The organism is Burkholderia crassaminum, from assembly GCF_964265005.1.
In the GTDB taxonomy this organism is placed as follows: Bacteria; Pseudomonadota; Gammaproteobacteria; order Burkholderiales; family Burkholderiaceae; genus Burkholderia.
On sequence record NZ_OZ183799.1, the window covers coordinates 3,096,336 to 3,121,508 of the forward strand.

The following is a 25,173-nucleotide window of genomic DNA, read 5'->3' on the forward strand; positions in this document are numbered from 1 at the left end:
GGCGGGTATTCCCGCCTGTCCGGAAGCCGTTGCGTTGCAGCAAAATCGCGCGCCACGCGCGCGATCGGCATGGTCAGTCGTCGATCGGGAAATCGTCGCCGACCTTCAGCAACTTCACGATGGTCGCGCTCGAGAAGCCGCGCGCGGCGAGAAAGCGCGCCTGCTTCGCGCGCTCGGCCGGCGTTTGCGGCAGTGCACCGAATTTCTTGCGCCAGACCGCCTGCGCACGCGCCCATTCGGTCTCGCGAAGCTGGGCGTTCACCTCCTCGACGAGCGTGTCGCCAACCGCATGCCGCTTCAGCTCGCTGACGATGCGTGCGACGCCGACACGCGACGCGCGGCGATGCACGAGACTCTCGGCAAAGCGCGCATTGGACAGCCAGCCTTCCTGTTCCAGCGCATCGAGCACGGGTTCGACGGATTCGTCTTCGCCGACGTAGGGAGCGAGCTTGCGCGCGAGTTCCGCACGGCTGTATTCACGCCTGGACAGATAGCCGAGCGCACGTCCCTTCAAGGATCGCGGCGGCTTCGACGACTTGCGCTCACCGGCGGCGGCGTCACCGGAAGACGTGCCGGCAGAAGTGCCCGACGCTCGACGCGTGCGGCGCGGATGCTGGCTGCTGCGCGTGTAGACATCTTCCCTGGCCGGCGCCGACGCATCGGCTGCGCGATCGCCCGGGAAACTGACACCGGACACGCGACGACGGGAGCGGTCGTGCGAGTCGAACGATTCATCGTCGTCGAACGGATCGTCCGGTGCGGTTATCTCAAACGAAACGAGGGCATCGTCGGATGCCCTCGTCGCGGTGCGGTTCGTGGCATGGCTGCCCGCGCCCCGCCGATCGGCGCCCGAGGATCCGGCTCGCCGGCCGGGGCGACCCACCGTTTCGGGCGTGTCGCACTCCTCCGGCTTGCCAGCCTGACCTCGGCGCCCGACCATCACTCTTCTTCGTCCATCGCCTCGGCTTCGTTGTGGCCTGCACCATCCGGCATGGCAACAACGCCGAGCGATTCGCGAATGCGGTTCTCGATCTCGCGTGCGATTTCCGGATTCTCGCGCAGGAATTCACGCGCGTTGTCCTTGCCCTGGCCGATCTTCTCGCCGTTGTAGCTGTACCAGGCGCCGGCCTTGTCGACGATCTTCGCCTGCACGCCGAGATCGATGATCTCGCCCTGGCGCGAAATGCCTTCGCCGTACAGGATGTCGAAGATCGCTTCGCGGAACGGCGGCGACACCTTGTTCTTGACGACCTTCACGCGGGTTTCGTTGCCGATCACCTCGTCGTTCTTCTTGATCGAGCCGATCCGGCGGATGTCGAGACGCACCGACGCATAGAACTTCAGCGCATTGCCGCCCGTCGTGGTTTCCGGATTGCCGAACATCACGCCGATCTTCATCCGGATCTGGTTGATGAAGATCACGAGGCAGTTCGTACGCTTGATCGTGCCGGTCAGCTTGCGCAGCGCCTGCGACATCAGGCGGGCCTGCAGACCCGGCAGCGAATCACCCATCTCGCCTTCGATTTCGGCCTTCGGCACGAGTGCCGCGACCGAGTCGATGACGATCATGTCGATCGAGCCCGAGCGCACCAGCGCATCGGTAATTTCCAGCGCCTGCTCGCCGGTGTCCGGCTGCGAGATCAGCAGTTCCGGCACGTTCACGCCGAGCTTCGCCGCGTATTGAACGTCGAGCGCGTGCTCGGCGTCGATGAACGCGGCCGTGCCGCCAATCTTCTGCAGTTCGGCGATGACCTGCAGCGTGAGCGTGGTTTTACCGGACGATTCCGGGCCGTAGATCTCGACCACCCGGCCGCGCGGCAAGCCGCCGACGCCAAGCGCGATATCGAGACCCAGCGAACCCGTGGAGACGACCTGGATATCTTCCGCCGCCTCGCCGTCGCCCATGCGCATGATCGAGCCCTTGCCGAACTGCTTCTCGATCTGGGCAAGCGCGGCGGCCAGCGCCTTGCTCTTCTCGGCGGTCATCCCGGAGCCCTTCTTGCTATCTTCCATGAATCGTCCTTTGCTATGATGAGCAGCGTCTGTTAGAGGCGCGCCCGCTTTCAAGCGCCGCCCACGAATGCAGACACTGTATAAAAAAACAGTGTTTTGTGCAAGCCCGCAATGCAGGCTGCGTTGTACACGAATAACTTCGGAGACAGCCGGCCGGCGCGAACGCCCTGCCGGCCATCGGTCAGCACCATGCGAATTCTCATCGCGGAAGACGACAGCATACTCGCGGACGGCCTCACCCGGTCACTCCGCCAATCGGGCTATGCAGTCGACCACGTGAAGAGCGGCGTCGACGCCGATACGGCGCTGTCGATGCAGACGTTCGACCTGCTGATCCTCGATCTCGGGCTCCCGAAAATGCCCGGGCTCGACGTGCTCAAGCGCCTGCGCGCCCGCAATTCCAACCTCCCCGTACTGATCCTGACCGCCGCCGACAGCGTCGACGAGCGCGTGAAGGGGCTCGACCTCGGCGCCGACGACTACATGGCCAAGCCGTTCGCGCTCAACGAGCTCGAGGCGCGCGTGCGCGCGCTGACCCGGCGCGGTGCGGGCGGCGGCCCGACCGTCGTGCGCCACGGCTCGCTCGCGTTCGACCAGGTCGGCCGCATCGCGTATGCGAACGATCGCGTGCTCGACCTCTCCGCGCGCGAGCTCGGCCTGCTCGAGGTGCTGCTGCAGCGGATCGGCCGGCTCGTGTCGAAGGAGCAGCTCGTCGACCATCTGTGCGAATGGGGCGACGAAGTCAGCAACAACGCGATCGAAGTCTACGTGCACCGGCTGCGCAAGAAGATCGAACCCAGCGGCGTACGGATCTCGACCGTGCGCGGCCTCGGCTACTGCCTCGAGAAGGTCGCGCCCGCTGCGCCGGCCGACACGGCCGCGCCCCAGCCCGCGGTGGCCGGCACGCCGCTGCGCTGAAACCGGGCGTCGCCGCGATGGCCACGCCGGCCCCTACCCGCCACCCAACCGGCGCGCCGTCGTCGGCCGCCGACGAGGCGCGCGACGCGCGCTACGAGAACCCGTTCGCGCCTCCCGACGAAACCGACGCGCCCGAGGCACCGCGCCCGCGCTCGCTGTTCGGCGAGATCCTCGACTGGATGCTCGCACCGCTGCTGCTGCTGTGGCCGATGAGCATCGCCGTCACCTACCTCGTCGCGAAGACGATCGCAAACGGCCCGTTCGATCGCGCGCTCGAGACCAACGCGTACGTGCTCGCGCGGCAGATCCATCCGGTGAACGGCGTTGCCGAGCTGACGCTGCCGGAACAGACGCGTGACTTCCTGCGCGCGGACAACGTCGACAGTGTTTACTTCCAGGTACTCGGCACAAGCGGCGAGCTGGTCGCGGGCGAAGCCGACATGCCGCTGCCGCGCGACGAGGACCGCCCGCCGCCAGGCGTCGTCATGTTTCGCGACGACCTGCTGCGCGGCAACGACGTGCGCGTCGCGTATACGACGGTCGCGCTGCCGCAATCGGACAGCACGCAGCCCGTGCTCGTGCAGGTCGGCGAAACGCTGGACAAGCGCAACGCGCTCGCGAACGACATCATCAAGGGCGTGATCCTGCCGCAGTTCGTGATCCTGCCGCTCGCGATCCTGCTGGTCTGGTTCGGGCTGTCGCGCGGGCTCGCACCTCTCAACGCGCTGCAGGCGCACATCCGCGCGCGGCGGCCCGACGACCTGTCGCCGGTCGAGGCGCAGCGCGCGCCGCCCGAGATCGAGCCGCTCGTCACGTCGTTCAACGACCTGCTCGCCCGCCTCGAACAGAACATGGCGCTGCAAAAGCGCTTCATCGCCGACGCCGCCCACCAGATGAAGACGCCGCTCGCGGGCCTGCGCACGCAGGCCGAGTTCGCGCTGCGCCACCCCGTCCCGCCCGACGTGCAGCGCTCGCTCGAGCAGATCGCAACGAGCTCCGAGCAGGCCGCTCGGCTCGTCACGCAGCTGCTCGCGCTGGCACGCGCCGAGAACCGCGCGAGCGGGCTGACGTTCGAGCCGGTCGAGATCGCCGCGCTTGCGCGGCGCGCGGTGCGCGACTGGGTGCAGGCCGCGCTCGCGAAACGCATGGATCTCGGCTACGAAGGCCCGCCGGACGACACGCCGCTCGACGTCGACGGCAATCCGGTGATGCTGCGCGAGATGCTCGGCAACCTGATCGACAACGCGATCCGCTACACGCCGGACGGCGGCCGCATCACGGTGCGCGTGCGCGCCGAGCCCGCGGCGCGGTTCGTGCATCTCGAAGTCGAGGACACCGGGCCGGGCATCCCGGCCGCCGAACGCGAGCGCGTCGTCGAGCGCTTCTACCGGATCCTCGGCCGCGAAGGCGACGGCAGCGGCCTCGGGCTCGCGATCGTGCGCGAGATCGCCACGCAGCACGGCGGCACGCTGACGCTCGACGATCACGTCTACCAGCACGCACCGCGCCTCGCCGGCACGCTCGTGCGCGTCAGCCTGCCGCTGACCGAAACCGCCCCGGATTAACCCTGACGCGCGCCGCCGCAGCACGCCGCGACCGCGTCAAAACCGGCGTTTTACCGGACGTTGCCCGCACGATAAGCACCCGAAGCGGCCAGTTCGGCGCGGGTTAACGTGCAGCCGTTTTGCACGCGCGAGTCAGTCCGCCGTAAGTTTCCGTACCAATAATCGTCGACAGGCCCGCCCACCCAAGGCGGCCGCACACCTATATCAAGGGACTTGGAGACGACTCATGGCAACGTTAGGCGGGCAAATTTCCCACTCGCCGATGACGGGCGAAGAGAAGAAGGTGATCTTCGCGTCGTCGCTCGGCACCGTGTTCGAGTGGTACGACTTTTACCTGGCCGGCTCGCTCGCGGCCTACATCAGCAAGAGTTTCTTCTCCGGCGTCAATCCGACCGCCGCCTTCATCTTCACGCTGCTCGGCTTCGCGGCCGGTTTCGCGGTGCGGCCGTTCGGCGCGATCGTGTTCGGCCGGCTCGGCGACATGGTCGGCCGCAAGCACACGTTCCTCGTGACGATCGTGATCATGGGCATCTCGACGTTCGTGGTCGGCTTCCTGCCCGGCTACGCGTCGATCGGCATTGCCGCGCCCGTGATCTTCATCGCGATGCGGCTGTTGCAGGGTCTCGCGCTCGGCGGCGAGTACGGCGGCGCGGCGACCTACGTCGCCGAGCATGCGCCGGCCAACCGCCGCGGCTTCTACACCGCGTGGATCCAGACGACCGCCACGCTAGGCCTGTTCCTGTCGTTGCTCGTGATCCTTGGCGTGCGCACGTTCATCGGCGAGGAAGCGTTCGGCAGCTGGGGCTGGCGCGTGCCGTTCGTCGCGTCGATCCTGCTGCTCGCGGTGTCGGTGTGGATCCGGATGCAGCTGAACGAATCGCCGGTATTCCTGCGCATCAAGGCGGAAGGCAAGACGTCGAAGGCGCCGCTGACCGAAGCGTTCGGCCAGTGGAAGAACCTGAAGATCGTGATCCTCGCGCTCGTCGGCCTGACCGCCGGCCAGGCCGTCGTGTGGTACACGGGCCAGTTCTACGCGCTGTTCTTCCTCACGCAGACGCTGAAGGTGGACGGTGCGAGCGCGAACATCCTGATCGCGATCGCGCTGTTGATCGGCACGCCGTTCTTCCTGTTCTTCGGTTCGCTGTCGGACAAGATTGGCCGCAAGCCGATCATCCTCGCGGGCTGCCTGATCGCGGCACTCACCTACTTCCCGCTCTTCAAGGCGCTCACGCACTACGCGAATCCGCAGCTCGAACTCGCGACGCAGAAGGCACCGATCTCCGTCGTCGCCGACCCGGCCACCTGCTCGTTCCAGTTCAACCCGGTGGGCACATCGAAGTTCACGAACTCGTGCGACATCGCGAAGAGCGCGCTCGCGAAGGCCGGCCTGAACTACGAGAACGTCGCGGCACCGGCCGGCGCGATGGCCGAGATCAAGGTGGGCGACACGGTGATCCCGGCCTACGAGGGCAAGGCGACCGACGCGAAGGCGCAGGGCGCGGCGTTCGACAAGACGCTCGCGTCGACGCTGAAGGCGGCCGGCTATCCGGCCAAGGCGGACCCGGCGCAACTCAACTGGCCGATGACGATCGTGATCCTGACGATCCTCGTGATCTACGTGACGATGGTCTACGGCCCGATCGCCGCGATGCTGGTCGAGATGTTCCCGACGCGAATCCGCTACACGTCGATGTCGCTGCCCTATCACATCGGCAACGGCTGGTTCGGCGGCTTCCTGCCGGCCACCGCGTTCGCGATCGTCGCGGCGAAGGGCGACATCTACTCGGGCCTCTGGTATCCGATCGTGATCGCGCTGGCCACGTTCGTGATCGGCCTGCTGTTCGTCAAGGAGACGAAGGACTCGAACATCTACGCGCAGGATTGAGGTCGAGGGGCGGGCTAGCGGTTGCTGCCGGACGCGGGTTCCCGTGAGCGGCAACCCGCCCCGCGGCGAGGCCGGCACGGGCCGCCGGCACCTTTTTTCACGGAAGATGAAAAAAGGTGTTGACAGCCTGACCGCCAATCTACATAATTCATTTCTTCGGCGAATTAGCTCAGTCGGTTAGAGCGACGGAATCATAATCCGCAGGTCCGGGGTTCGAATCCCTGATTCGCCACCAAATGCGAAAGCCCTGTAAATCTTTGATTTACAGGGCTTTTTCACTAAGGGCTCTGCGGCTTCGCTGCGAGCCCTTTTCTTTTACCGGCCCCTCGCGGTGCAAATTCGGTGCAATACGCGGTGCAGACCTCACGGAAGGAGCACCATGGCAGCACTGACAAAAACCCCCTCTGGCACGTGGAAGGCAACCATCCGGCGCGTTGGTTGGCCGACCGTCGCCAAGACATTCCGCACGAAGCGTGATGCTGAGGATTGGGCGCGGCGCACCGAGGACGAGATGGTACGCGGCGTGTTCATCCAGCGCGCGCCCTCGGAAAAGACCACGGTAGCCGATGCGCTCGACCGCTACGAGCGAGAAATCGTCCCCACCAAGAAAGCCAGCACGCAGCGCCGCGAAGGCGCGCGCATTCGCGAGCTTAAGGAGCACTTCGGCAAGTATTCTCTTGCGGCGGTCACGCCGGACCTCGTGGGCCGGTATCGAGACGACCGATTGGCTCAGGGTAAGGCGAACAACACTGTCCGCCTCGAACTCGCCCTGCTCGGCCACCTATTCAACGTAGCGATCAAGGAATGGCACATCGGGTTGATCTTCAACCCGGTCTCGAACATCCGTAAGCCCAAGCCCGGCGAGGGGCGAAATCGGCGTCTGTCCGGCCGCGAACAAGCCACCTTGCTTGCAGCCGTCGATGAGCACACCAACCCGATGCTGGGATGGATCGTGCGCCTGGCGATCGAAACCGGCATGCGGCAATCCGAGATACTTGGCCTACGCCGTGGTCAGGTCGATTTGGAGCGCCGCGTCGTACGACTGACGGACACCAAGAACAATGCTGCTCGCACGGTGCCGCTGACCAAAGTCGCGGCATCAGTGCTGGAAAGCGCTCTCGCCAACCCCATTCGGCCAATCGACACCGACCTGGTGTTTTTCGGAGAGCCTGGCCGCGACAAGAAACGGCGCGCGTACCAGTTCACGAAAGTCTGGAACGGGATCAAGAAGCGTACAGGGCTGGTCGATTTCCGTTTTCATGATCTGCGTCACGAGGCCGTTAGCCGGCTTGTTGAAGCTGGCCTGAGCGACCAGGAAGTAGCCTCGATCAGCGGGCACAAGTCGATGCAGATGCTCCGGCGATATACACACCTACGAGCGGAAGACCTTGTTGCGAAGCTCGATGGGCTTTGCGCGACACGATGACAATCCGGCCAAGTCTTCCATGTGGCGAGCCAGCCATGGCTCGCCTTGCATCGCATCCAGCATCGCAAGAAACGGGTTTTCGACGTAGGCATACACATCGAACGGCTGTCCGGTCGAATATCTCGCCTCGATAACGGCCGCATATTCCGGGTGCAATCGAACCCGGTCATGCTCCATCTCGGTTAGGTAGGATGCGAGATCATCCCATACGCCAAGACATCGAAGCATCGGCGACAGCTCCGCCATCGCAAGCCTGACCAACAGGTATGCATCAACGCCATCGTCCGGACTCCCGGCTATCCCGGCAAGCTCAAGTCGGTAAAGCACGATTGCGCGCCCGAGGTCTTCGAACTCGATCTCCACACCGCAGCGCGAATCACTCCATAGCTTCATCGAGAGCTCTGCGAGCACATCGGTAAAACGGTCGCTCGGCCCCCATAGACTATTCGGGGGGTAGATCTCCCACAGCTTCGACAAAGCCTCGCTGTGCGCCCAAAGAGCCTCCCACAACCTACCGCGGCCGGCATCGTAAAGCTCACGCACACGCATTGGTACAGATCCGTGCTCTACCGGATACGCAACTCTCGTTTCCTGCTCTCGCCCACACGAACCAACGGCACTGTAGTAGCGATTATCTGGAAACAGTTCCTGCAAGTGCTCAATCGACTCCGGATTCAGCGCGACGCTGCCGGCGAAATTCTTGCGCCACTTGCCTGACTGCTCGGTCTCCCACGGAAGCAGCGGATGCTGCTTTCGCATAATCCCGTCGAACCAGCGCGCGAACTGGTTTGCATTCTCTACGGTGGTGACCCGCATCAGCAACTCATTCAATGTTGCGACCACGCGGATGCGGTCGCGCAAGCGCGCCTGATCGTCCTTGATCGAGCCAAGCGGCCGTCCGCGTCTTGGACGGACAGGCACCGCACTCAACGTAGTGGAAAAGGCTTTGGGCATCGGCGGACTCGCGGCGAATTTCTTTTACCGCCCAATATAGCTGAGTTCAGCGAAAACTAGCGATACCAAACGTAACTTGCAGATGTCCCCGGAGCTACCGTGACAACGACGCTTGCCGCATTGAAGGAGCGATATTCCGTATTGCTAACGCTGGATCAGCTCGCGGAAATTCTCGACCGCAGCCCGGAAGGCCTGCGCATCAGCTTGAGCACGTCGCGAGCCGATTGGGCACGCCACATCAACGCGACGAAGGTTCATATAGGACGCCGGATTTACTTCCGCACCGAAGCGATCGCGAAGCTGATCGACGAGCAGTTCTCGGTGCAGTCATGAAGGCCAACGTCATACACGAGCAAGGCGACCTGTTTCGCGCGGAGACGACGTGGTTCCACGTGTTCCACTCCATGATCGAAACCGGCGACATAGCTCGCATGGGACCGTATGCAGTAACGGTCTATCTCGTCATCAAGGCTCACACCAATTTCAAGACCGGACGCTCGTTCCCGGCAATCGACACGATTTCTGTGGAGTCAGGCATCAGCCGCAGCCAAGTGATCCGCGAGCTGAAGACGCTTGAGGCATTCGGTTACATCACCAAGACCCGCGACGGCCGGCGCAACGAATATCGGCTGCGCGAGAAAGTCTGCATTCAAGACGGCGCCGGTCGACCAACCGCCGTGGCGACATGGGACTACCTCCCCTCGTCGGTACAGGCCGCGACAGCCGACCTGAAGAACGTCTTGGTTTCAGGTGACTTCGCTGGATCAAGGATCGTTCAAATCGAACGGCTACAGGTCAACGTCACGCACGCGAGCGGCAACGCCGTCGTGTTCAACGCTCAGGACATCGCCTGCCTACCGCAGGACATGCGAGACATCCTGATGTCGCTGCGAACGAAGATCGAGGCTCGACGGCAGGAGGAAGTTGTACACAGCTCAGGCTGATACGTGTCCGCCTGACACCTGACATATCCACATTGGTGTCCGGCAGATACCGATTGGCCGCGAATCAGTGTCAGCCGGACACCCTAACAAGATAGATAAATCTATTTAACAAGAAATGCAGCAGCCAGCAGCGTGCTGTGGACAACCTGCGAAACCTGAATTGAGGGACGCACATGAAACGACTCATCGTCACCGTGAGTGACAAGACGGCCACCGAACTCGACGAGCTCGTGGGGCTACTCAACGATCACCATGAATCCATCGACCGGTATAGCAGTCATGGCCGTCTCACCCGAGCGAGCCTTCTTGCCATGCTCGCTGAAGATGCCGGCCTGGTAGTCAGTCGGCCGGGAAGCTGGGAAGGGGCCAGCATGGCCAATGTTCTGTCGTCTCACGGTTATGCCGTCTGAGGCCATGAAAACACTATCCGAGCGCATAGCGGAGAGAGCGCTGAGGCGTGCCGTTGGTCGCAATGCAAGGAACCGCGCAGCGTTTCTTCTTATGCGCACCGAAATTCAAGCAGCCATCGATGACGGGCATTCGCTGATGAGCATCTGGGAGGCACTGGTGGAGGAAGGACACATCCGCTACGGCTACCAGGCTTTCCGCAGATACGCCGACGAGCTGACGCGCAATCGGGAAGTGGCTCGGTAATGGTCAGCAACCTTGCTGCATTCGGTCATTGCCTTCCTGGAGTCGAACAAAACAGGTCTTTTTTCGGCCAATGTGGCATTCGCACGTTGTTCTTTCGATTGATCGAAAGGGGAATGGCAAATCAACACCGGCATGTCAATCGTGGAAAGGTCCGGTTTCGTTTCGGAAGCGGTTGCATACCGGGCAGGATAGGTGAAGTTAGCTAACCGGCAAGCCGGCTATCTATCTTCACTCCCCTTATTCGCGCCCTTGGCGCTCAACGGGAATCCTGCTCTGCGAGGCAGCGGCTACCGCCGCTCAGTGCCGGTTCACACCGGCTTGGAGAAGCGATGAACGACGAGAAAAAGATGACAACGCGCAAGCATGGTCGTCACCTCCGCGTGCCCGTCTTGCCCGACGAAGAGGCAGCAATAAAGCGCAATGCGGCGGCTACCGGCTTGAGCATCGCCGCCTACTTGCGCAACGTGGGTGTGGGCTATGAGGTCCGCGGCATCCTTGATCTCGTTCAGGTGCAGGATTTGGCCCGAGTCAATGGCGACCTCGGTCGCCTCGGTGGCCTGTTGAAGCTCTGGCTGACGAACGATGAGCGAACGGCCAGCTTCACGCCAGCGACCATCCGTGCCCTGCTGGCGAAGATCGAGGCCACGCAGGACGAATTGCGGGCTGTCATGAGTCGAATAGTGCGCGGATGAATTTTTTAGCCGCTAAAACGAGGATCCCATCGCTACTGATGTTCGGTTCGCGGCGCGGCGTCTCACAAACCGAAGGAGAAGCAAGATGCGTAGAGCAACGCGCCACGCCATCAAGATGGCACTGGCTATCGGAATCACAGCAGCATTCGGTGGCCCGGTACACGCCGGCATCCCCGTTATCGACGCGACGAACGTTGTTCAAACGACGATCAGTGCCATGCAAAACGTGGCGGCGGTCACGAAGCAGATTCAGCAGTACGAGACGCAGTTGCAGCAATACCAAAACATGCTGCAAAACACGCTCGCGCCGGCTGCCTACGTGTGGGATCAGGCAAACCAGACCATCAGCAAGCTCCTACAAGCACAGGACACGCTGAACTACTACAAGAACCAAGCTGGGAGCATCGACGGGTATCTGTCGCGTTACCAAGACGTGGCCTATTACCGCTCGTCGCCGTGCTTCACCTCGACTGGTTGCACAGACGCGCAGCGGCAAGCATTGCTTGATGCGCAAGCGAACGGCTCTGAGGCGCAAAAAAAGGCGAACGATGCCGTATTGAAGGGTGTCGATCAGCAGCAACAAACGCTTGCGACAGACGCCGCGAATCTTCGCCAGTTGCAGTCACAAGCGACGAGTGCGCAGGGACAAATGCAGGCGCTGCAGGCTGCGAACCAGCTCGCTAGCGCGCAGACAAACCAGCTCCTGCAAATCCGGGGCATGCTGACAGCGCAGGCAACAGCGGCCGCCACCCGCGCACAGGTGATTGCAGATCGAGAGGCTCAGCAGGCAGCATCGGCAAAGCAGCTTCGTGATGGCAGCAACATCACCACCCCGACACCGAAAAACTGGAGCTTTCAATAAGGGGGCGACGATGAAATTCATTATCTCGCTCTCACTGATCGGGCTCCTTGCAGGCTGCAATGACAAGAGCACCCAGACCGATTCCCAGCGGGCTGCCGCAGCGAAACAACTGCATGATGGCAGCAACATCGTCATCCCGTCTCCAAAAAACTGGTCATGGGGCGATACGCCGTCACAACCGCAGAAAAACGATCAATGACGAAGGACAGCGCTATGAAAACGATGTTTTCCAACGGCGGCAAACTCTCAGTGCTCGGCTTGATGGCCGTCGCGTACTCGGCGACTGTGACGGCCGCGCCGATGAATGCCGATGTGGTCGATTCGGTGATGGGGAAATACCAGGCCGCAGCCAGCGCGTGGGGCAGCGTCATGGTCAATTACGCATCGTGGCTCTTTTGGGGCCTCGCGCTGATAAGCATGGTGTGGACCTTCGGAATGATGGCGTTGCGAAACGCCGGCATTCAGGAGGCGTTTGCCGAAATCGTTCGCTTCTTCGCCGTGCTCGGCTTCTTCTGGTGGATTCTGTTCAATGGCCCCGCGATTGCCGACTCGATCGTCAAGTCGATGTGGATGATCGGTGCCAAGGCCATCGGCCAGTCAACCGATTTTACGCCAGGAGGTATCGTGCAAATCGGCTACGACATCTTTACCAAGGCGTTCGATCAGTCGTCGGTCTGGTCGCCAACGGACAGCGTGGTAGGCCTTCTCATGGCGTTGGTCGTGATGATTGTTCTCACGATTGTCGGTGTGAACCTGCTGCTGGTCTTCGTGTCTGCCTGGATCATGATCTACGGCGGAGTGTTCTTCCTCGGCTTTGGCGGGGCGCGCTGGACGTCGGACATCGCAATCAGCTACTACAAGCATGTCCTGGCGATCGGTGCCGAGATGATGGTGATGCTGCTGCTCATCGGCATCGGCAGAACGTTCATCAACGAGTACTACGCCAGCATGAGAGCCGGCATCGACCTCAAGGAAATGGCGATCATGCTCATCGCCGCATTCGTGTTGATGTATCTCACGAACAAGGTGCCGCCGAGGATCGCAGGCATCGTCGGGGTTGGCGGCGCTGGGTCCATAGGTGGCGTAGGGGTTGGTTCGGTTATGGGTGCAGCCGCCATGACTGCGAGCGCGGCGGCTTCGGTCGGTTCTGCTGCGATGGCTGGCGCGACAAGCGCGGCCGGTGGGGCGTCGGCGCTCAAGGCAGCGTTTCAGTCAGCGCAGCAGAACATGGCCGAGGGTCGCGGCATGTTCTCGGACGGCGGCGGCCGCTCGAGCGCTATCAGCGGTGGTTCGGGCGGTGCTTCGCTTGGTGGTTCGAGTGGCAGCGGTGGCTTCGCATCGGCGATGAGCACGGCCGGTCGATTCGCGGCTGACATGGGTGGGAATCTCGCCAAGGGTGCAGGCGAAATCGCCAAGGGCAAAGCCGCGAACATCGCGGATACCGCGAAGGAACGAATCGCGCAGACGACGGGCGGCAAAATCGCATCGGCAATTTCGAGCAAGAGCGGCGCCGGCATCGACACCGGACCGAGTTTCGCCGGCGACAGTCTCGGTGGGGGTCAGCAAAATGCGACGGCCGGCACCACCACGAACGACGAGGTAGCCGCGTTCGTGAACAGGCAACGCCCAACGCAAGACGATGCTTAGAAAGCGCACCGACCGGCGGCAACCGGCCGGCACTTCCACGTATCAACACCTGCTAGAGAGGTGAAGCATGGCAACTACGCATAATACCGAAGCGCAGCAAGTTATCCATCACGCCGCAACGCAACTCGCTGACCTGGACTTCATGGACCAGCGCACCGCTCGGGAGCTATCGAAAATGGCCGAGGCTGTTGCGAACTTGTTCATGGTCGTTTTCTACCAGGCCGAAACTGGACGAGCGACGCGCCTGGATTTCAGTGAGGCAATGGCTGCTGTACGCGAAACCTTGCAGCCCCATTGAGTAGTGGGCGAGCGGTATGCTATCGGCACGAGGAGTTTTCATGAAACACACCGACTTTCATATCGGCCTGACCTTCATGGATTGCACCGGGTGGTGGCGTTGCACCGATGTTGGGGCGCGGACCATCCTGGCGATCCGGTTGGACCACGACGATCCGCACTGGTATGAAGGGCCGCCCTATATTGCCAAAGAAGAGGTGTTCGATGAAGAGGATATTGCACGTTGTTACCTCGCCGTCGAGGAATCGATTCGTGCGGCGGTCCACGCCGCGCATACTTCTGCGCACCCCGGCTTTCCCCACGAAGTCGTCATACGGATGATGGAGATTCGGCACGCACACCCGTACCCGCACGAAGGGGTTCTGCGATTTGACCGCAAGCGTCCAGATGGCGAAGTTCTTCACCCTTTTGCGGGGCGAAAAGAAGCTGATTCGTGGGTTGTGGATGTCTACTTACCCTTTCGAGGCACCTACGAGACGATGGCCGAGCGCGACTTCATCTCGTTACCGAGAGCTACATCGAATGACCTTCGAGTTAGAGCGAACCGTTCAGCCGACATGTAGCGCGCCGAGCCGGTAAGAATAATAGGAATATTATTATTCTTACCGGCTTCCGCAACACTGGGCAATGCATTGAACTGAGCTGGAGCGATTATGATCGAAAGCGGCAATGAGAAGAAATTGAACCTCCATGTCATTACCGAGCCGAGCGACAAGGCGGCGAACACGACCGGCACGTTCATGGAAAATGCCTTGAGCGAGCAAGCTGCCATCTCAAGCGGTACCGTCTTGGCTGATACGCCAGAGCCAACCTTCCTGGACGACGAAGGCCCTAGCCTTGACGTTCCCCTGTTCATTACGAAGACCAACGCTCGCGAACTATTCGACCTACGTCCCGGTGAGACGGTAGCCCAGGCAGCAGCGCGCAAGGCGGCGGAAGGTTGAACGTGCCACAGTCATGTCGCGTACAACGAAAGCGGACCATGCCAAAGGAACCGGCGAACAAGATTGCGCGCTATCGAGAGCGGATGCATGCGGCCGGGTACAGGCCAGCACGGTTTCGGGTACTCGATACCGACTCGCCGGAGTTCGCCGCCACACTCCGCCGTCAGTGCCATAACCTGCACGGTGACCCTGGCGAGGCCAACGCTATTGGCTTCGGGGAAACCGCTGGCGGCCTCATTGAAAGCTGGGAATGACTTTGCACGCGCCGAACTCGAATGCGCAAGTTGACTGGCAATTGCGCGATTTCCGCCCGCTAAACGAGCATCGCGTGAATCCTTTTGAGCCAACCCGACACCTCGCCAGCCGCGTCGACCTCTGCAAGCCTCGCCGCAGTCATTTTCGCGGCAGCGTCGCGGTTGAGACGCTTCTTTGCCCGATTGATCTTGTCAGACAGCTCCTTGGCGTCAGCCAACACATCTGCCCACGGCTTCGTGCTACCGGACGATTCGTGAACGGACTTCGCCACGATTAACGGAACGTCACAGGTATCGGTATACGTGACCACGATACCGTTCATGCCTTCCGCGATAGCGTCGGCATGCAAATAGTTCTCAAGCTCCCGCTTCGTCGTTACGACCGCCCAAGATCCATCAGTGCGTGCGTTGACGGTATCGCATTCCGCCTGATACTTCGGCGGCACGGCGTCGTCACGATCATAGATATGAACTTCCGGGAGGTTCAGGTTTCGCAGATAGTGCTTGGCAACCCATTGTTTGAGCGAGCCCCCGCCGAGAGGGACGAGCGCCACGCGGTTGTCGCCGGCGAAATCGACGACATCAGCCATGCCTGGTTTCAGCATCGAGCTGATGCGCTCAAGGAACTCGATATCGTTGGTCCCTTCAACGAAGACCAGCGCTTGGACTCGGCGATCAGGTAACACGCCGAGTTCGTTCGCAATCGTGGCCAGATCGTCGTCAGTGCAATGAACAACGGTCGCCGTACCATCGGCCTGTTTGCGCACGCACCGCAGGCTATCGCTGGGCAGCAGCCCCGCCAAGCCCGGCGTATGCGACGTGACCAGGACTTGCGTGTTTTCGTCAACAGCAAGTTCTTTGAGCGCCTGAACAAGCAGCCGCTGATTGTCGGGGTGTTGCGACGTCTCCGGCTCCTCAATGGCATAGATGACGCTCAGCGCCCCCTTTTCTGTACGTCGCCTCTCCGCTTCAGCCCGAAAGAAGTTCAGAAGAATGAGGCGGCGAACGCCGCTCCCGCGCTTGTTGATGGGTATGTCGTTGTCTCCCACGAGACCGAATTTGAATACATCCCATTTAGGATCGGTCTTGAAAAACGGCTTAAGCTCGCTCGCCAGGCGACCGTCCATCTCATTCAGTTTTTCCAGCGTCCGCTTCGCAACATCCTCTGCCCGGAGCCTCACCGCATCCTCGATCTTCTTCAGATCGTCTGCCATCTCCTTGAGCGCTTGTGTGATCGCGAACTTAAGCGGGCTTTGAACCTCCTCATCGCCGTCCTGGCTCGGCCGATCCGAGCGGAACAGCGCATACATTGGAAGCTGCGGCTTGAGCTGTTCCCAGACCTTTTTGGCATCCTCCTTGTCAAGCGGAAGTAGCCGGCGCTCGAAGGCTAGTGGTTGACAGGCATCGCGAATCGCTTGCCGCATGCTGCCATTCACCGTCAAATTTACGGTCGATTCATCTATGCCCAGCTTCTTGACCCTGGCTTTCAGGTCAGTATTCTTGAGCGTGAGCAAGTCGGCCGCATCGGCATTGGTCGGATGCAGAGCAACCGCGAAGACAGCCTCTTTCGGAGTTTTTCCCGAACAGTCCCACTCCTTGGAAATCTCCAGCTCGCCTTTTTCGTTCAGCAAGTGTTCGGTGGCGAGAGAAGTGCGTGCAGCAGTGTCGATAACTATCTCGGCAGGCAAACAGGTGAAAGCGCAGCCGATGCGGATCATCGTGCCAGCGCCATGCACGCATGCGTCACCACGTTCTGGCTTGCCATCGTTAAAGAAAATTTCGAGTGCTTCGAGGATCGTTGACTTACCCGCGTCGTTCTTACCAATGAACGCCGTCAGATCGTCGATCTCAATTCGAGTACTTTGAGCATACCCACGGAAATTTTCAAGAATCACCGCTGAGAGTTTCACACCGCCCCCGATGGAATGTGGTCCAGCAAACATACGTGTTAACGCCGCTCTTATCGATGCCCCGACCGCAACCGCGATATGTCAACCAAATATTCGCCGCATGACCTTCGAGCTACGTCCCCCTTGCCAACGCGTGCCCCAGCCTAGTTCGCACACTCGCTTGGACTGAGTGATTGACACTTGGGGGATTAGGCTTTGAGTCGTATCGCCGGTGCAAGCCCCCGTCCCATCAACGAGTCGCCACAGGCGGCCGACAGGCGCTCAGAATCCCCCATCTGTCAACAACCCGAAGACGATGCACCGCGAGCCCACCTTGCCGGCCCCCAGCAAAACTTAGCGGAAAACCGCTCCCGATCGACGTATGTATTGAACGAAGTCGATGCAAGGTACGGCAACCTCACGCATGGAACAAACGGACGGTATCTTTCGTTTCGAATTCACGTCCGGTGGATTGTTTTGTTGAGCCTCATTTGATACCAGCTCTCTCCCGTGGGCCCGAGCTGTAGCAATGATCAACAAATCGTTCTCGCCCACGCCCTTCGGGTGATAGTTATCGCCCACAATCCCAAGTAGCCCCTTGATGCGCATGGCATCCTGTGCAATTTCGTTCGTAACATCCAATCGTTCAAGACCGGCCGTCACAAGCCAATCACCACAGTCCGGCGTCCCTGCGCATACCTCTCCGTAAGCCACGATAGACATCATGAGCCTTCGTGCGTTGATCTCGGCCGCTATCCATGTCCACAGTCCTGGAAATTGATCTACGGGGTAGTTGTCCCAAGCATAAATCATCGAAGAGGCGTCAAACACCTGCATAGAAGCGTTCCAATTGATGCAGGTCGTTGATCTTCAGGCCATCGAGATACCGACTCGCCTTTGCCAACGTGATGTATCGGCCATTCAGTGCATCCAGTACCGTACGCACGAATCTGTCGCCAAAAATATGCGAGGGCTCCCGATGACGGTACATCCGAGTACCGCCATCTTGCTCGGGCGAAGGCTGAGCGGTCCGCCAGTGTCGATAAGCACCGTATTGCTCCTGCGGCAGCCGACCCGCATCAAGCAGTCGGCGCAATATGACCTCCGTGCTGACACCCCACTCTCGCCGCAGTGGCTTAAGCCACTCGTCGTACTCAGCGACTTGTCGCGGGCGACCCAGATCGTCCACCCTTGCCAAGAACGCCGCAGGCACAAGCAAGTGACCAGCGAAAGCGTTCGCGTCGCGCTCATTACCTTGGTGGGACTGCATGTCGCGCTCATCGTCGATCGAGCTGCTCCGATGCAGCAGCAGGTGCCCCAGCTCGTGCATCAGCGTGAAGGATTGCTGGGATTCGTAGGTCTGCTTCTTTACAACGATGAGGGGGCAGTCAGGGCTGTAGATGCTGAAGCCCAGAATTGGGCTCTCTTTGGCAATCTGCCACTTACCGTTGTATCCGTTACTACGGAATACCAGCACACCGCGCGCTTCTATTGCCGACCTGTAACTGTCAAACGTGTTGTCGTCGCCAAGGCCCAGCCACCGGCGTGCAATTCTCGCTGCCTCTGCCGGGTTGTCGCGCGGAAGATCCGGTTCCTCGAACCGAGGCAAGTTGGCGTCGTCCAGGTCCTCACGAAGGCTCAGATATATCTCGCGCTGTCTCTCGACACGTTCTATGAGCACCTTCAGCCTAGGCGTCAGTTCCGGCTTTTGGTTTGCCAAGGTCCGGAAAGCCGCGGTGTGTACCTGAGCTTCATCGACCGGCCCGGGCTCTAGGAAAAAGAGCGCCCCCCGGCCGAAGAAGCTCGCCACCTTGCTGAGCTGAGGAAACGTCAAGCCCCCTGCCCCCGCCAGAACGCGCTCCATTGTCGCCGGCGAGATGCCGACCGCGGACGCGAGTTCGCCTGGTGTTGTGCCGTGATCGGCACAGCACCAAGCTATCCGCTCGGGGTTGATCGACTGTATGCGCTCCATAGCAGTTCATTATACCGGCGGGGTGCCGGCTTGCTGTGCTTCCGGCGCCTGTCCGAAGTGCATGAGCGGTGCATAGCTCAGCTTTTCTAACCCCGCCCAAATTACGGTAAACTACTGACGTCAAACAACTTTTGATTTCGGTCGTTTACGGTCGAATTCTCTTAGTTTTCAGTAACTTACCGCGTCACACGCCGAATCATAATCCGCAGGTCCGGGGTTCGAATCCCTGATTCGCCACCAAATGCGAAAGCCCGGTAGATCTTTGATCTGCCGGGCTTTTCCGCTTTTCGTGCCGTGAAATTCTCCTGAGCCGGGCGCCAGCAGCGCGAACGTTTCAGGTATGAGGCGGTTCGGGAAGCGCAGGCACCCGTGAAACACCCCTGCTCGTCCGGGCGTTGCTTCAGTACACGTATCTGGTTCGACTCCAGCACCGCGTACTGCTTCTTCCATCGGTAATACGTCTGTCCGGATATCCCCGGTTACCGATCCCAGTCCGACTCCGGCATACCCTGCCTCGCCTGCTTGAGCGCTGCCACGATCTCCTCACCGAGTATTGCTCGCGCTTCGTCGCCAAGCTCCCGTTCCTGTCGGGGGAAATTGCCCACGAAACACCAACACTCATTTGTGTCCAGGATTTCCAAAGCAGATCAACTGATTTCTCGCTCCGAATTTCCAGATGATCGCGAAAGCTTGAACAGCAATGCAGTCAATCATTTCTTCAAGATTACGCCAGCCATATACTCATTCAGATCGCGAAAATCCTTAACCGTCCATGTGAATGCGGGCAGCTTTACACCATTTTCTCGCAATGTTTTCGGAATCAGATCTCCGTTTGGACGAAGTATTACGGATGAGACAATGACGCCCGGATAATCGAGCAGGCGTTTCTTGAACGCAGGCGTGGTGAGATCAGGTGTTGGAGGCGCGCTTTTGTTAGCCAATGGCCCAGTGCCTTTAATGTCAGCTCCGTGGCACATCGCGCATCTCTTCAAAAAAATCCTCTCCCCATTGATAGCATCTGCAAAGGACATGGACGGCGCCAGAAACAACACGATCAACGCGACGATGAAATTTCCTTTAGCCTTCATACACTCCGTGCCCCCGATGGAATCAGCTTGAATCAGCGTTTCGTGCTGCGATAATTACCACGGCAGCCCTCGAATCTTCGATCTCAAGTTCTTGCAGGTGGGTTACCCGTCGGGACGAATACGCGAATCCACGCATGTCCGTTTTTTATAAACCGGCCCGCCTTTTTCGGGCTGAATTTTTGACGGGAAAGGATCTTTTGTCAAATTGGAAAAACCTTGCTGATTCGCAGGCACAATGACGCCGTCCAGCACACGGCCGACGTCACGCGATGATCCAGACCACTCCCGACAAGACATGGCGCATCGCCGCCCTCGCACTGGCTGCCGTCGTGCTCTGCTATGCCGGCGCCGGCGCGCCGACGCTTTCCCGCCTGCTCGACCCTGCCGTCATCGGCGAAGGCCTCGCCCTCAAGCCGATCACCTATCACTGGGTCAATCGCATCGACTGCGCGATCCCCGAGGCCGATCTGTTCGCGAGCCGCTTCTACGTTCTGGTGCTGGCCGCACTCAACGCTGTAGCCGCGCTGGTTGCACTTGATGCCCATCGCAGCCGCAGGCGCTTCGCATTCCTGCTCGGCTGGGCCCTCGTCATGCTGATCGTGCTCGTCAACGCGCAGGTCCAGGCGTTCTACAACGTGGGCTGACCGATGAAGCGGCGCATCATGATCGTCATCGCCACGCTGGTCACTCTGATCGGGCTCGTGTCCGTCGCCGGCACGTTCGCCAATCTGTCGACACCCGACCAGTTGCGCCGTCTGCTGAGCTACGACTACATGAGCGTCGCGGATAGCCTCGTCGAACGCGACTTCGGCGATTTCGCCAACAACTTCTACGCCAGCGTGGCGCTGATGCTCGTCGGCGGCACGCTCTTCATCCGGATCGAACGCACACGCACGATCGCCCGCATCGTCACGTCGCTGCTGTTCGCGCTGCTCGCCGTCAGCCTCGTCTACGCGTGCCTGAATCCGCGCATCGGCATACGGCCGTTCTGATCGGGCGCGACTCGCGCGGCCGATCGCGCACGCCGCCCGTGCGACGAGACGCGCGCATCACTTCGACTGAACCGGCTCATAAACGCTGTCGATACGCTGATACGTATAGGAAAACGTCTTGTTCTCCGGATCGTAAAGACGCTGATACGCGTCACGGCAAGCGCCGTCCAGCTCCACCGGGTAACTCGGTGGCCATGCCGCAACAGGCTGACACCTGAAATCGTCGGCGCCCGCCCCGTTCTTTTTGAAACGCAGGATCATCAGGCTTTCCTGAATCTCCTGCGCCGCCTTCTCGTAGTACGGCTTGCGGTTGAATACGACGCCGGGCGGGAAATAGTCCGATGTGAGGCCTTCGGCCATTTCCGGCTCGGCCACCATCTCGGCCGCCTTGCGCAGATACGCCTCGGCCGCAGCGGGATCCGACGCCATCAGGCGCTGCCCCTTGAATTTGTAGGCCACTGCCACCACCGGGAGCTGGCCGGGCGTCGGGTGCTCGCCCCACCACGCGATGATCTGGTCGAGACTGCGTGCGAAAAGCTGCTGCAACTCGTCCGATTTGGACTGAGTCACGCGCAACGGCAGCTGACAGTCGACCACGCATTGCGCAACGACCGGCGGATCGCCCGCTTTCCACTGCTTCCAGGTTTCCTCGTCGCGCGCGTTTCGCCGGTGATCGTCGATCGCGTTGGACACCAATGCAACCGGCGCGACGGCCACGATCGCTGCGCCCCACGCAAGATTGCACGCCGTTGAATGGCTGCTGGAAAACACGTTGCTGCATTCGCTCGAACATGCACCGAGCGCCAGCGCGCCTGTCAGGCACGCCAGGCGCCGAATGATCTTCATGGACTTCGACATCGTTCCCCCGGTGATCGTGAATCGTTCTTCTGGCCGCAGTCATCCTTGCCGCGGCTCTTCACCCGAGGCGGAAAGCCGCTGCGCGAATTTAGCGAATCGGTCGATCAAAAGATAACTGTCGGGTTTGTCAGGCGGTCAACCGTTCCGGGCAAAATCGCCGGGGCGGAAGGTATGTCGAGGAAGTACGGACGGCGGTCAAACGCGGGATCGTCGAGTCATTGCGACGCGTCGACAGGCACGCGCGGCCGGACACGACGCGCTTCGCATCCGTACCCGGCGGCATCACCATCGCATTCAGTCCTCGCCTCGATTCGTACACCCATGCCCGCCGGGCGTGTCCGTCGCACGCCATGCGTTACATCACGCGGCCACCGCGCCTCTCTGCAGCTTCGCCGCGTGCGCCTCCACCCGCCCCCGCCAGTTCTCCCCGCCCTCCAGCGACGGCGTCGCCTCGAACACCTCCGCGACCCAGTCGGCGAACACGCGCACCTTCTGCGACAGGTGCCGGTTGTGCGGATAGACGATCGAAATCGGCTTCGGCTTCGGATTGCAGTCCGGCAGCACCTCGACCAGCGAACCGTCGAGCAGGTGCGGCAGCACCATGAACAGCGTCGGCTGGATCATCCCGAACCCTTCGAGCCCGCACGTCACATAGGCATCCGAATCGTTGACCGTGACGCTACCGTTCATCCGCACCTCGAACGGCTTGCCGTCGATCATGAACACCCACGGAATCGCACGCGCACCGTGGCTCGAACGAAAATTCACCGCTTGATGGTCGGCGAGATCGGCAATCTCGTGCGGCTCGCCGTGACGCGCCAGGTAATCGGGCGACGCACAGGTCACGCGCTTCAGCATCCCGATCCGCCGCGCGACCATCGACGAATCCTCGAGCGGCCCGACCCGGATCATGCAGTCGATGCCCTCCTCGACCGGATCCACGTAGCGGTCGGAGAGCCCCAGTTCGAGCGTGATGTCCGGGTAGCGCTGCCGGAAAATCGACAGCGACGGCAGCACGATGCGCCGCCCGAGCGAACTCGGCATGTGGACACGCAACACGCCGCTCGGCTTGCGGTTGCCGGTCTGGAAACTCGCGTCGGCCTCCGCGATCTCCGTGATGATCTTCGTGCAATGCTCGTAGTACGCTGCGCCTTCCGGCGTGAGCGACAGCCTGCGCGTCGTCCGGTGCATCAGGCGCACGCCGAGCAGCGCCTCGAGGTTCTGAATGATGGTCGTCACCGACGCGCGCGGCATCGCGAGCGTGTCAGCCGCGCGTGTGAAGCTGTTCGCGTCGACCACGCGGGTAAAAACTTCCATTGCCTGGATTCGGTCCATGCTGCTCCCCCTTCGAATCGCCAACGAAACAGCATAGAGCGCGCGACGGGCACGGCACAAGCCCCCACCCATTGTTCTCCGATCCTGAATAGTTTCGGCATTTCGGACTGGAAAGCGATCGAATTCCGTTCAGTCTCACCCGGCGATCGTTCCGGCCCCGATCACGACAGCTCGCCATGCATTACCGCACGAATCGCTCGCGATACCCCTGCGGCGACACGCCCAGCAAGCGCACGAAACAGCGCCGCAGCGTCTCTTCCGAGCCGAAGCCGCAACGCGCGGCGATCCGCTTGACGGGCCATGCCGTTTCGCCGAGCAGGCGCTGCGCGGCCTCGACGCGGATCTGCTCGACCGCACGCGCGGGCGTGCGGCCGGTTTCCGCGCGGTAATGGCGTACGAAGCTGCGCTCGCTCATGCTTACGCGCTCGGCCAGCGCGGGCACCGACAGGTCGGCCGTCAGGTGCTCGGCCATCCACGCATGCAGTTCGCCGAACCGGTCGTCGGTGCGCTGCATCGACAGCATCGTGCTGAACTGCGCCTGCCCGCCCGGGCGCTTCAGGAACACGACGAGTTCGCGCGCGACGTCGAGCGCGGCCGCCCGCCCCAGATCCTCCTCGACCAGCGCGAGCGCGAGATCGATGCCGGCCGTCACGCCGGCCGAGGTCCACAGCGCACCTTCGCGGATGAAGATCGGATCGGATTCGACGCGCACGTTCGGATAGCGCGCCGCGAATTCGTCGCAGCGCGCCCAGTGCGTGACCGCGCGCCGCCCGTCGAGCAGGCCGGCCTCGGCGAGCAGGAATGCGCCGGTGCAGACCGATGCCACGCGCCGTGTGCACGCCGCCTGCTGCCGCACCCAGCGCACCAGCCGCGCATCCCGGGATGCCGCATGCACGCCCTTGCCGCCGGCGACGATCAGCGTATCGGGATGGCGTGCTGCCGAGCGCAGCGACTCGGCCATCACGACGAGACCCGACGACGTCTCGACGGGCCCCGCCTCGGCCGCGACGACGCGCGGCGCATACGGCGCCGGCTGGCCGCGCTCCAGCGCGAGCTCGTTGACGGACGCAAACACCTGCAGCGGCCCCGACACGTCGAGCAGCTGTGCACGAGGGAATGCGAGGACCAAGATCGAACGCGGGGCGGCAGGCATGGCGATTGGCTGAAAACGTGGGTGATATGGCAATTTCGCCAAACACTACGCGCCTAGAATTCATCTGTCCATCCCGTGCCGGCAACGGTGCGATCCCCTTCCAACCGGAGTCTTCGCATGACCCTGCATATCGGCCTTCTCGTGTTTCCTGGTGTCCAGCAACTCGACCTCACCGGCCCGCACGATGTGCTCGCGTCGCTGCCCGGCGCAACCGTCCATCTGGTCTGGAAGACGCGCGACACCGTCGCGTCGAGCAGCGGGCTCGCGCTCGCGCCGACCTGCACGTTCGACGATTGCCCGCCGCTCGACGTGATCTGCATTCCGGGCGGCATCGGGATCAACGAGTTGCTGCTCGATGCCGAAACGATCGCCTTCGTGCAGCAGCGCGCTGCCGCCGCGCGTTACGTGACGTCGGTCTGCACGGGTGCGCTGCTGCTCGGCGTAGCCGGCCTGCTGCGAGGGCGGCGCGCGACGACGCACTGGGCGTTCCACGCGCTGCTCGAACCGCTCGGCGCGGTGCCGGTGCGCGAGCGCGTGGTGCGCGACGGCAACCTGATCACGGGAGGCGGCGTCACGGCCGGCATCGACTTCGCATTGACGATCGCCGCGGAACTGGCCGGCGAAGAAGAAGCGCAGGCGATCCAGCTGCAGCTCGAATACGCGCCCGCGCCGCCGTTCGACGCCGGTTCGCCCGACACCGCGCCGGCAACGGTCGTCGAGCGCGTCACCGAACGCTCGGCGGCCGGCTTCGCGAAGCGCAAGGAGATAATCGAACGAGCGCTGCGCGCGATGTCGCTTTGAATGCGGGAACGGGGAAATTGACGGAAAGAC

General features: G+C 61.6%; 29 protein-coding genes, 2 tRNA genes and 2 pseudogenes. 21 read left to right on the plus strand and 12 right to left on the minus strand.

The window, feature by feature from the left end; all coding sequences use genetic code 11:
• Positions 1–73: 73 nt before the first annotated feature.
• The 3 genes from recX to ACPTTF_RS14340 are packed head-to-tail and all read right to left on the minus strand — an operon-like array spanning position 74 to position 2,204.
• A complete protein-coding gene (gene recX / locus ACPTTF_RS14330; RefSeq protein ID WP_423371529.1) occupies positions 74–940 on the minus strand; it encodes a recombination regulator RecX in 867 nt (288 codons plus the stop codon).
• Positions 940–2,013 carry a recombinase RecA gene (recA, locus tag ACPTTF_RS14335; protein ID WP_166963432.1) on the minus strand — a complete coding sequence of 358 codons (1,074 nt, stop codon included), beginning with the start codon at positions 2,011–2,013 and terminating at the stop codon, positions 940–942. The genes recX and recA overlap by 1 nt, the downstream gene beginning before the upstream one ends.
• A 50-nt stretch (positions 2,014–2,063) precedes the next feature.
• Positions 2,064–2,204, minus strand: coding sequence for a hypothetical protein (locus ACPTTF_RS14340; RefSeq protein WP_153488778.1), 141 nt, complete (start codon positions 2,202–2,204; stop codon positions 2,064–2,066).
• Here ACPTTF_RS14340 and ACPTTF_RS14345 point away from each other — a divergent pair.
• The 5 genes from ACPTTF_RS14345 (at position 2,203) to ACPTTF_RS14365 (ending at position 7,807) form a co-directional block, all read left to right on the plus strand.
• Positions 2,203–2,931, plus strand: a complete 729-nt coding sequence (locus tag ACPTTF_RS14345; protein WP_166963434.1) for a response regulator transcription factor — start codon at positions 2,203–2,205, stop codon at positions 2,929–2,931. The two genes, ACPTTF_RS14340 and ACPTTF_RS14345, sit on opposite strands and share 2 nt — an antisense overlap.
• A gap of 17 nt (positions 2,932–2,948) precedes the next feature.
• A complete protein-coding gene (locus ACPTTF_RS14350; RefSeq protein ID WP_423371530.1) occupies positions 2,949–4,496 on the plus strand; it encodes a sensor histidine kinase in 1,548 nt (515 codons plus the stop codon).
• Between the two features lie 226 nt (positions 4,497–4,722).
• Positions 4,723–6,381 carry an MFS transporter gene (locus ACPTTF_RS14355; protein ID WP_166963438.1) on the plus strand — a complete coding sequence of 553 codons (1,659 nt, stop codon included), beginning with the start codon at positions 4,723–4,725 and terminating at the stop codon, positions 6,379–6,381.
• Between the two features lie 158 nt (positions 6,382–6,539).
• Positions 6,540–6,616, plus strand: a tRNA-Met gene (locus ACPTTF_RS14360).
• Positions 6,617–6,760: 144 nt separating this feature from the next.
• A complete protein-coding gene (locus ACPTTF_RS14365; RefSeq protein ID WP_423371531.1) occupies positions 6,761–7,807 on the plus strand; it encodes a tyrosine-type recombinase/integrase in 1,047 nt (348 codons plus the stop codon).
• On the opposite strand, the gene ACPTTF_RS14370 is transcribed toward ACPTTF_RS14365, so the two are convergent.
• The gene (locus ACPTTF_RS14370; RefSeq protein WP_423371532.1) at positions 7,754–8,761 is read right to left on the minus strand and encodes a hypothetical protein; all 1,008 of its coding nucleotides are present in this window, start codon (positions 8,759–8,761) and stop codon (positions 7,754–7,756) included. The two genes, ACPTTF_RS14365 and ACPTTF_RS14370, sit on opposite strands and share 54 nt — an antisense overlap.
• Positions 8,762–8,860: 99 nt before the next feature.
• On the opposite strand from ACPTTF_RS14370, the gene ACPTTF_RS14375 reads away from it, so the two are divergent.
• The 12 genes and pseudogenes from ACPTTF_RS14375 to ACPTTF_RS14430 all read left to right on the plus strand — a co-directional run bounded on the left by ACPTTF_RS14375 (position 8,861) and on the right by ACPTTF_RS14430 (position 15,055).
• The gene (locus ACPTTF_RS14375; RefSeq protein ID WP_026051425.1) at positions 8,861–9,094 is read left to right on the plus strand and encodes a hypothetical protein; all 234 of its coding nucleotides are present in this window, start codon (positions 8,861–8,863) and stop codon (positions 9,092–9,094) included.
• Positions 9,091–9,705 carry a helix-turn-helix domain-containing protein gene (locus tag ACPTTF_RS14380; protein WP_423371533.1) on the plus strand — a complete coding sequence of 205 codons (615 nt, stop codon included), beginning with the start codon at positions 9,091–9,093 and terminating at the stop codon, positions 9,703–9,705. The genes ACPTTF_RS14375 and ACPTTF_RS14380 overlap by 4 nt, the downstream gene beginning before the upstream one ends.
• Positions 9,706–9,878: 173 nt before the next feature.
• Positions 9,879–10,115 (plus strand): hypothetical protein, encoded by a 237-nt coding sequence (locus ACPTTF_RS14385; RefSeq protein WP_423371534.1) that lies wholly within the window; start codon positions 9,879–9,881, stop codon positions 10,113–10,115.
• A 4-nt stretch (positions 10,116–10,119) separates the two neighbouring features.
• Positions 10,120–10,359 (plus strand): TraK family protein, encoded by a 240-nt coding sequence (locus ACPTTF_RS14390; RefSeq protein WP_166658414.1) that lies wholly within the window; start codon positions 10,120–10,122, stop codon positions 10,357–10,359.
• Between the two features lie 329 nt (positions 10,360–10,688).
• Complete coding sequence (gene traJ / locus ACPTTF_RS14395; protein WP_038937626.1) at positions 10,689–11,051, plus strand: conjugal transfer transcriptional regulator TraJ; 363 nt, start codon at positions 10,689–10,691, stop codon at positions 11,049–11,051.
• Between the two features lie 85 nt (positions 11,052–11,136).
• Positions 11,137–11,913, plus strand: coding sequence for a P-type conjugative transfer protein TrbJ (gene trbJ / locus ACPTTF_RS14400; RefSeq protein ID WP_423371535.1), 777 nt, complete (start codon positions 11,137–11,139; stop codon positions 11,911–11,913).
• 10 nt (positions 11,914–11,923) lie between these two features.
• Positions 11,924–12,112, plus strand: coding sequence for a hypothetical protein (locus ACPTTF_RS14405; protein ID WP_081082787.1), 189 nt, complete (start codon positions 11,924–11,926; stop codon positions 12,110–12,112).
• Complete coding sequence (gene trbL, locus ACPTTF_RS14410) at positions 12,109–13,560, plus strand: P-type conjugative transfer protein TrbL (protein ID WP_423391164.1); 1,452 nt, start codon at positions 12,109–12,111, stop codon at positions 13,558–13,560. The genes ACPTTF_RS14405 and trbL overlap by 4 nt, the downstream gene beginning before the upstream one ends.
• A gap of 67 nt (positions 13,561–13,627) precedes the next feature.
• Complete coding sequence (locus tag ACPTTF_RS14415; protein ID WP_057392195.1) at positions 13,628–13,858, plus strand: type I toxin-antitoxin system ptaRNA1 family toxin; 231 nt, start codon at positions 13,628–13,630, stop codon at positions 13,856–13,858.
• A 40-nt stretch (positions 13,859–13,898) separates the two neighbouring features.
• A complete protein-coding gene (locus ACPTTF_RS14420) occupies positions 13,899–14,420 on the plus strand; it encodes a hypothetical protein (protein WP_423371536.1) in 522 nt (173 codons plus the stop codon).
• 156 nt (positions 14,421–14,576) lie between these two features.
• A pseudogene (locus ACPTTF_RS14425) lies at positions 14,577–14,801 on the plus strand (conjugal transfer protein TraD); the annotation flags it as partial.
• Positions 14,802–14,839: 38 nt separating this feature from the next.
• A complete protein-coding gene (locus tag ACPTTF_RS14430) occupies positions 14,840–15,055 on the plus strand; it encodes an antitoxin MazE-like protein (protein WP_423371537.1) in 216 nt (71 codons plus the stop codon).
• A gap of 59 nt (positions 15,056–15,114) precedes the next feature.
• Here ACPTTF_RS14430 and ACPTTF_RS14435 read toward each other — a convergent pair whose 3' ends face one another.
• The 3 genes from ACPTTF_RS14435 to ACPTTF_RS14445 form a co-directional block, all read right to left on the minus strand.
• Positions 15,115–16,965 (minus strand): ATP-binding protein, encoded by a 1,851-nt coding sequence (locus ACPTTF_RS14435; protein WP_423371538.1) that lies wholly within the window; start codon positions 16,963–16,965, stop codon positions 15,115–15,117.
• A gap of 333 nt (positions 16,966–17,298) precedes the next feature.
• Positions 17,299–17,781: a DUF4411 family protein gene (locus ACPTTF_RS14440; protein ID WP_423371539.1), complete on the minus strand. Its 483-nt coding sequence runs from the start codon at positions 17,779–17,781 to the stop codon at positions 17,299–17,301.
• On the minus strand, positions 17,768–18,916 hold the full coding sequence (locus ACPTTF_RS14445) for an ImmA/IrrE family metallo-endopeptidase (RefSeq protein WP_423371540.1): 1,149 nt from the start codon (positions 18,914–18,916) through the stop codon (positions 17,768–17,770). Before ACPTTF_RS14445 ends, ACPTTF_RS14440 begins: the two co-directional genes overlap by 14 nt.
• 150 nt (positions 18,917–19,066) lie before the next feature.
• Here ACPTTF_RS14445 and ACPTTF_RS14450 point away from each other — a divergent pair.
• A tRNA-Ser gene (locus ACPTTF_RS14450) sits at positions 19,067–19,156 on the plus strand.
• A gap of 143 nt (positions 19,157–19,299) precedes the next feature.
• Here ACPTTF_RS14450 and ACPTTF_RS14455 read toward each other — a convergent pair.
• Positions 19,300–19,538, minus strand: a pseudogene (locus tag ACPTTF_RS14455) (transposase); the annotation flags it as partial.
• Between the two features lie 88 nt (positions 19,539–19,626).
• Positions 19,627–20,004, minus strand: a complete 378-nt coding sequence (locus ACPTTF_RS14460) for a cytochrome c (protein ID WP_423371541.1) — start codon at positions 20,002–20,004, stop codon at positions 19,627–19,629.
• Positions 20,005–20,273: 269 nt separating this feature from the next.
• Here ACPTTF_RS14460 and ACPTTF_RS14465 point away from each other — a divergent pair, with 269 nt between their 5' ends.
• Positions 20,274–20,648, plus strand: coding sequence for a hypothetical protein (locus ACPTTF_RS14465; RefSeq protein WP_423371542.1), 375 nt, complete (start codon positions 20,274–20,276; stop codon positions 20,646–20,648).
• A gap of 18 nt (positions 20,649–20,666) precedes the next feature.
• Positions 20,667–20,996 carry a hypothetical protein gene (locus tag ACPTTF_RS14470; RefSeq protein WP_423371543.1) on the plus strand — a complete coding sequence of 110 codons (330 nt, stop codon included), beginning with the start codon at positions 20,667–20,669 and terminating at the stop codon, positions 20,994–20,996.
• Between the two features lie 57 nt (positions 20,997–21,053).
• On the opposite strand, the gene ACPTTF_RS14475 is transcribed toward ACPTTF_RS14470, so the two are convergent.
• The 3 genes from ACPTTF_RS14475 to ACPTTF_RS14485 all read right to left on the minus strand — a co-directional run bounded on the left by ACPTTF_RS14475 (position 21,054) and on the right by ACPTTF_RS14485 (position 24,342).
• Positions 21,054–21,842, minus strand: a complete 789-nt coding sequence (locus tag ACPTTF_RS14475; RefSeq protein WP_423371544.1) for a hypothetical protein — start codon at positions 21,840–21,842, stop codon at positions 21,054–21,056.
• Between the two features lie 372 nt (positions 21,843–22,214).
• Entirely contained in the window at positions 22,215–23,189 is a 975-nt protein-coding gene (locus tag ACPTTF_RS14480) for a LysR family transcriptional regulator (RefSeq protein ID WP_166963446.1), read from the minus strand.
• Positions 23,190–23,370: 181 nt separating this feature from the next.
• Entirely contained in the window at positions 23,371–24,342 is a 972-nt protein-coding gene (locus ACPTTF_RS14485; protein ID WP_423371545.1) for a GlxA family transcriptional regulator, read from the minus strand.
• Positions 24,343–24,459: 117 nt separating this feature from the next.
• On the opposite strand from ACPTTF_RS14485, the gene ACPTTF_RS14490 reads away from it, so the two are divergent.
• Positions 24,460–25,143, plus strand: a complete 684-nt coding sequence (locus ACPTTF_RS14490) for a DJ-1/PfpI family protein (protein ID WP_423371546.1) — start codon at positions 24,460–24,462, stop codon at positions 25,141–25,143.
• Positions 25,144–25,173: the final 30 nt, after the last annotated feature.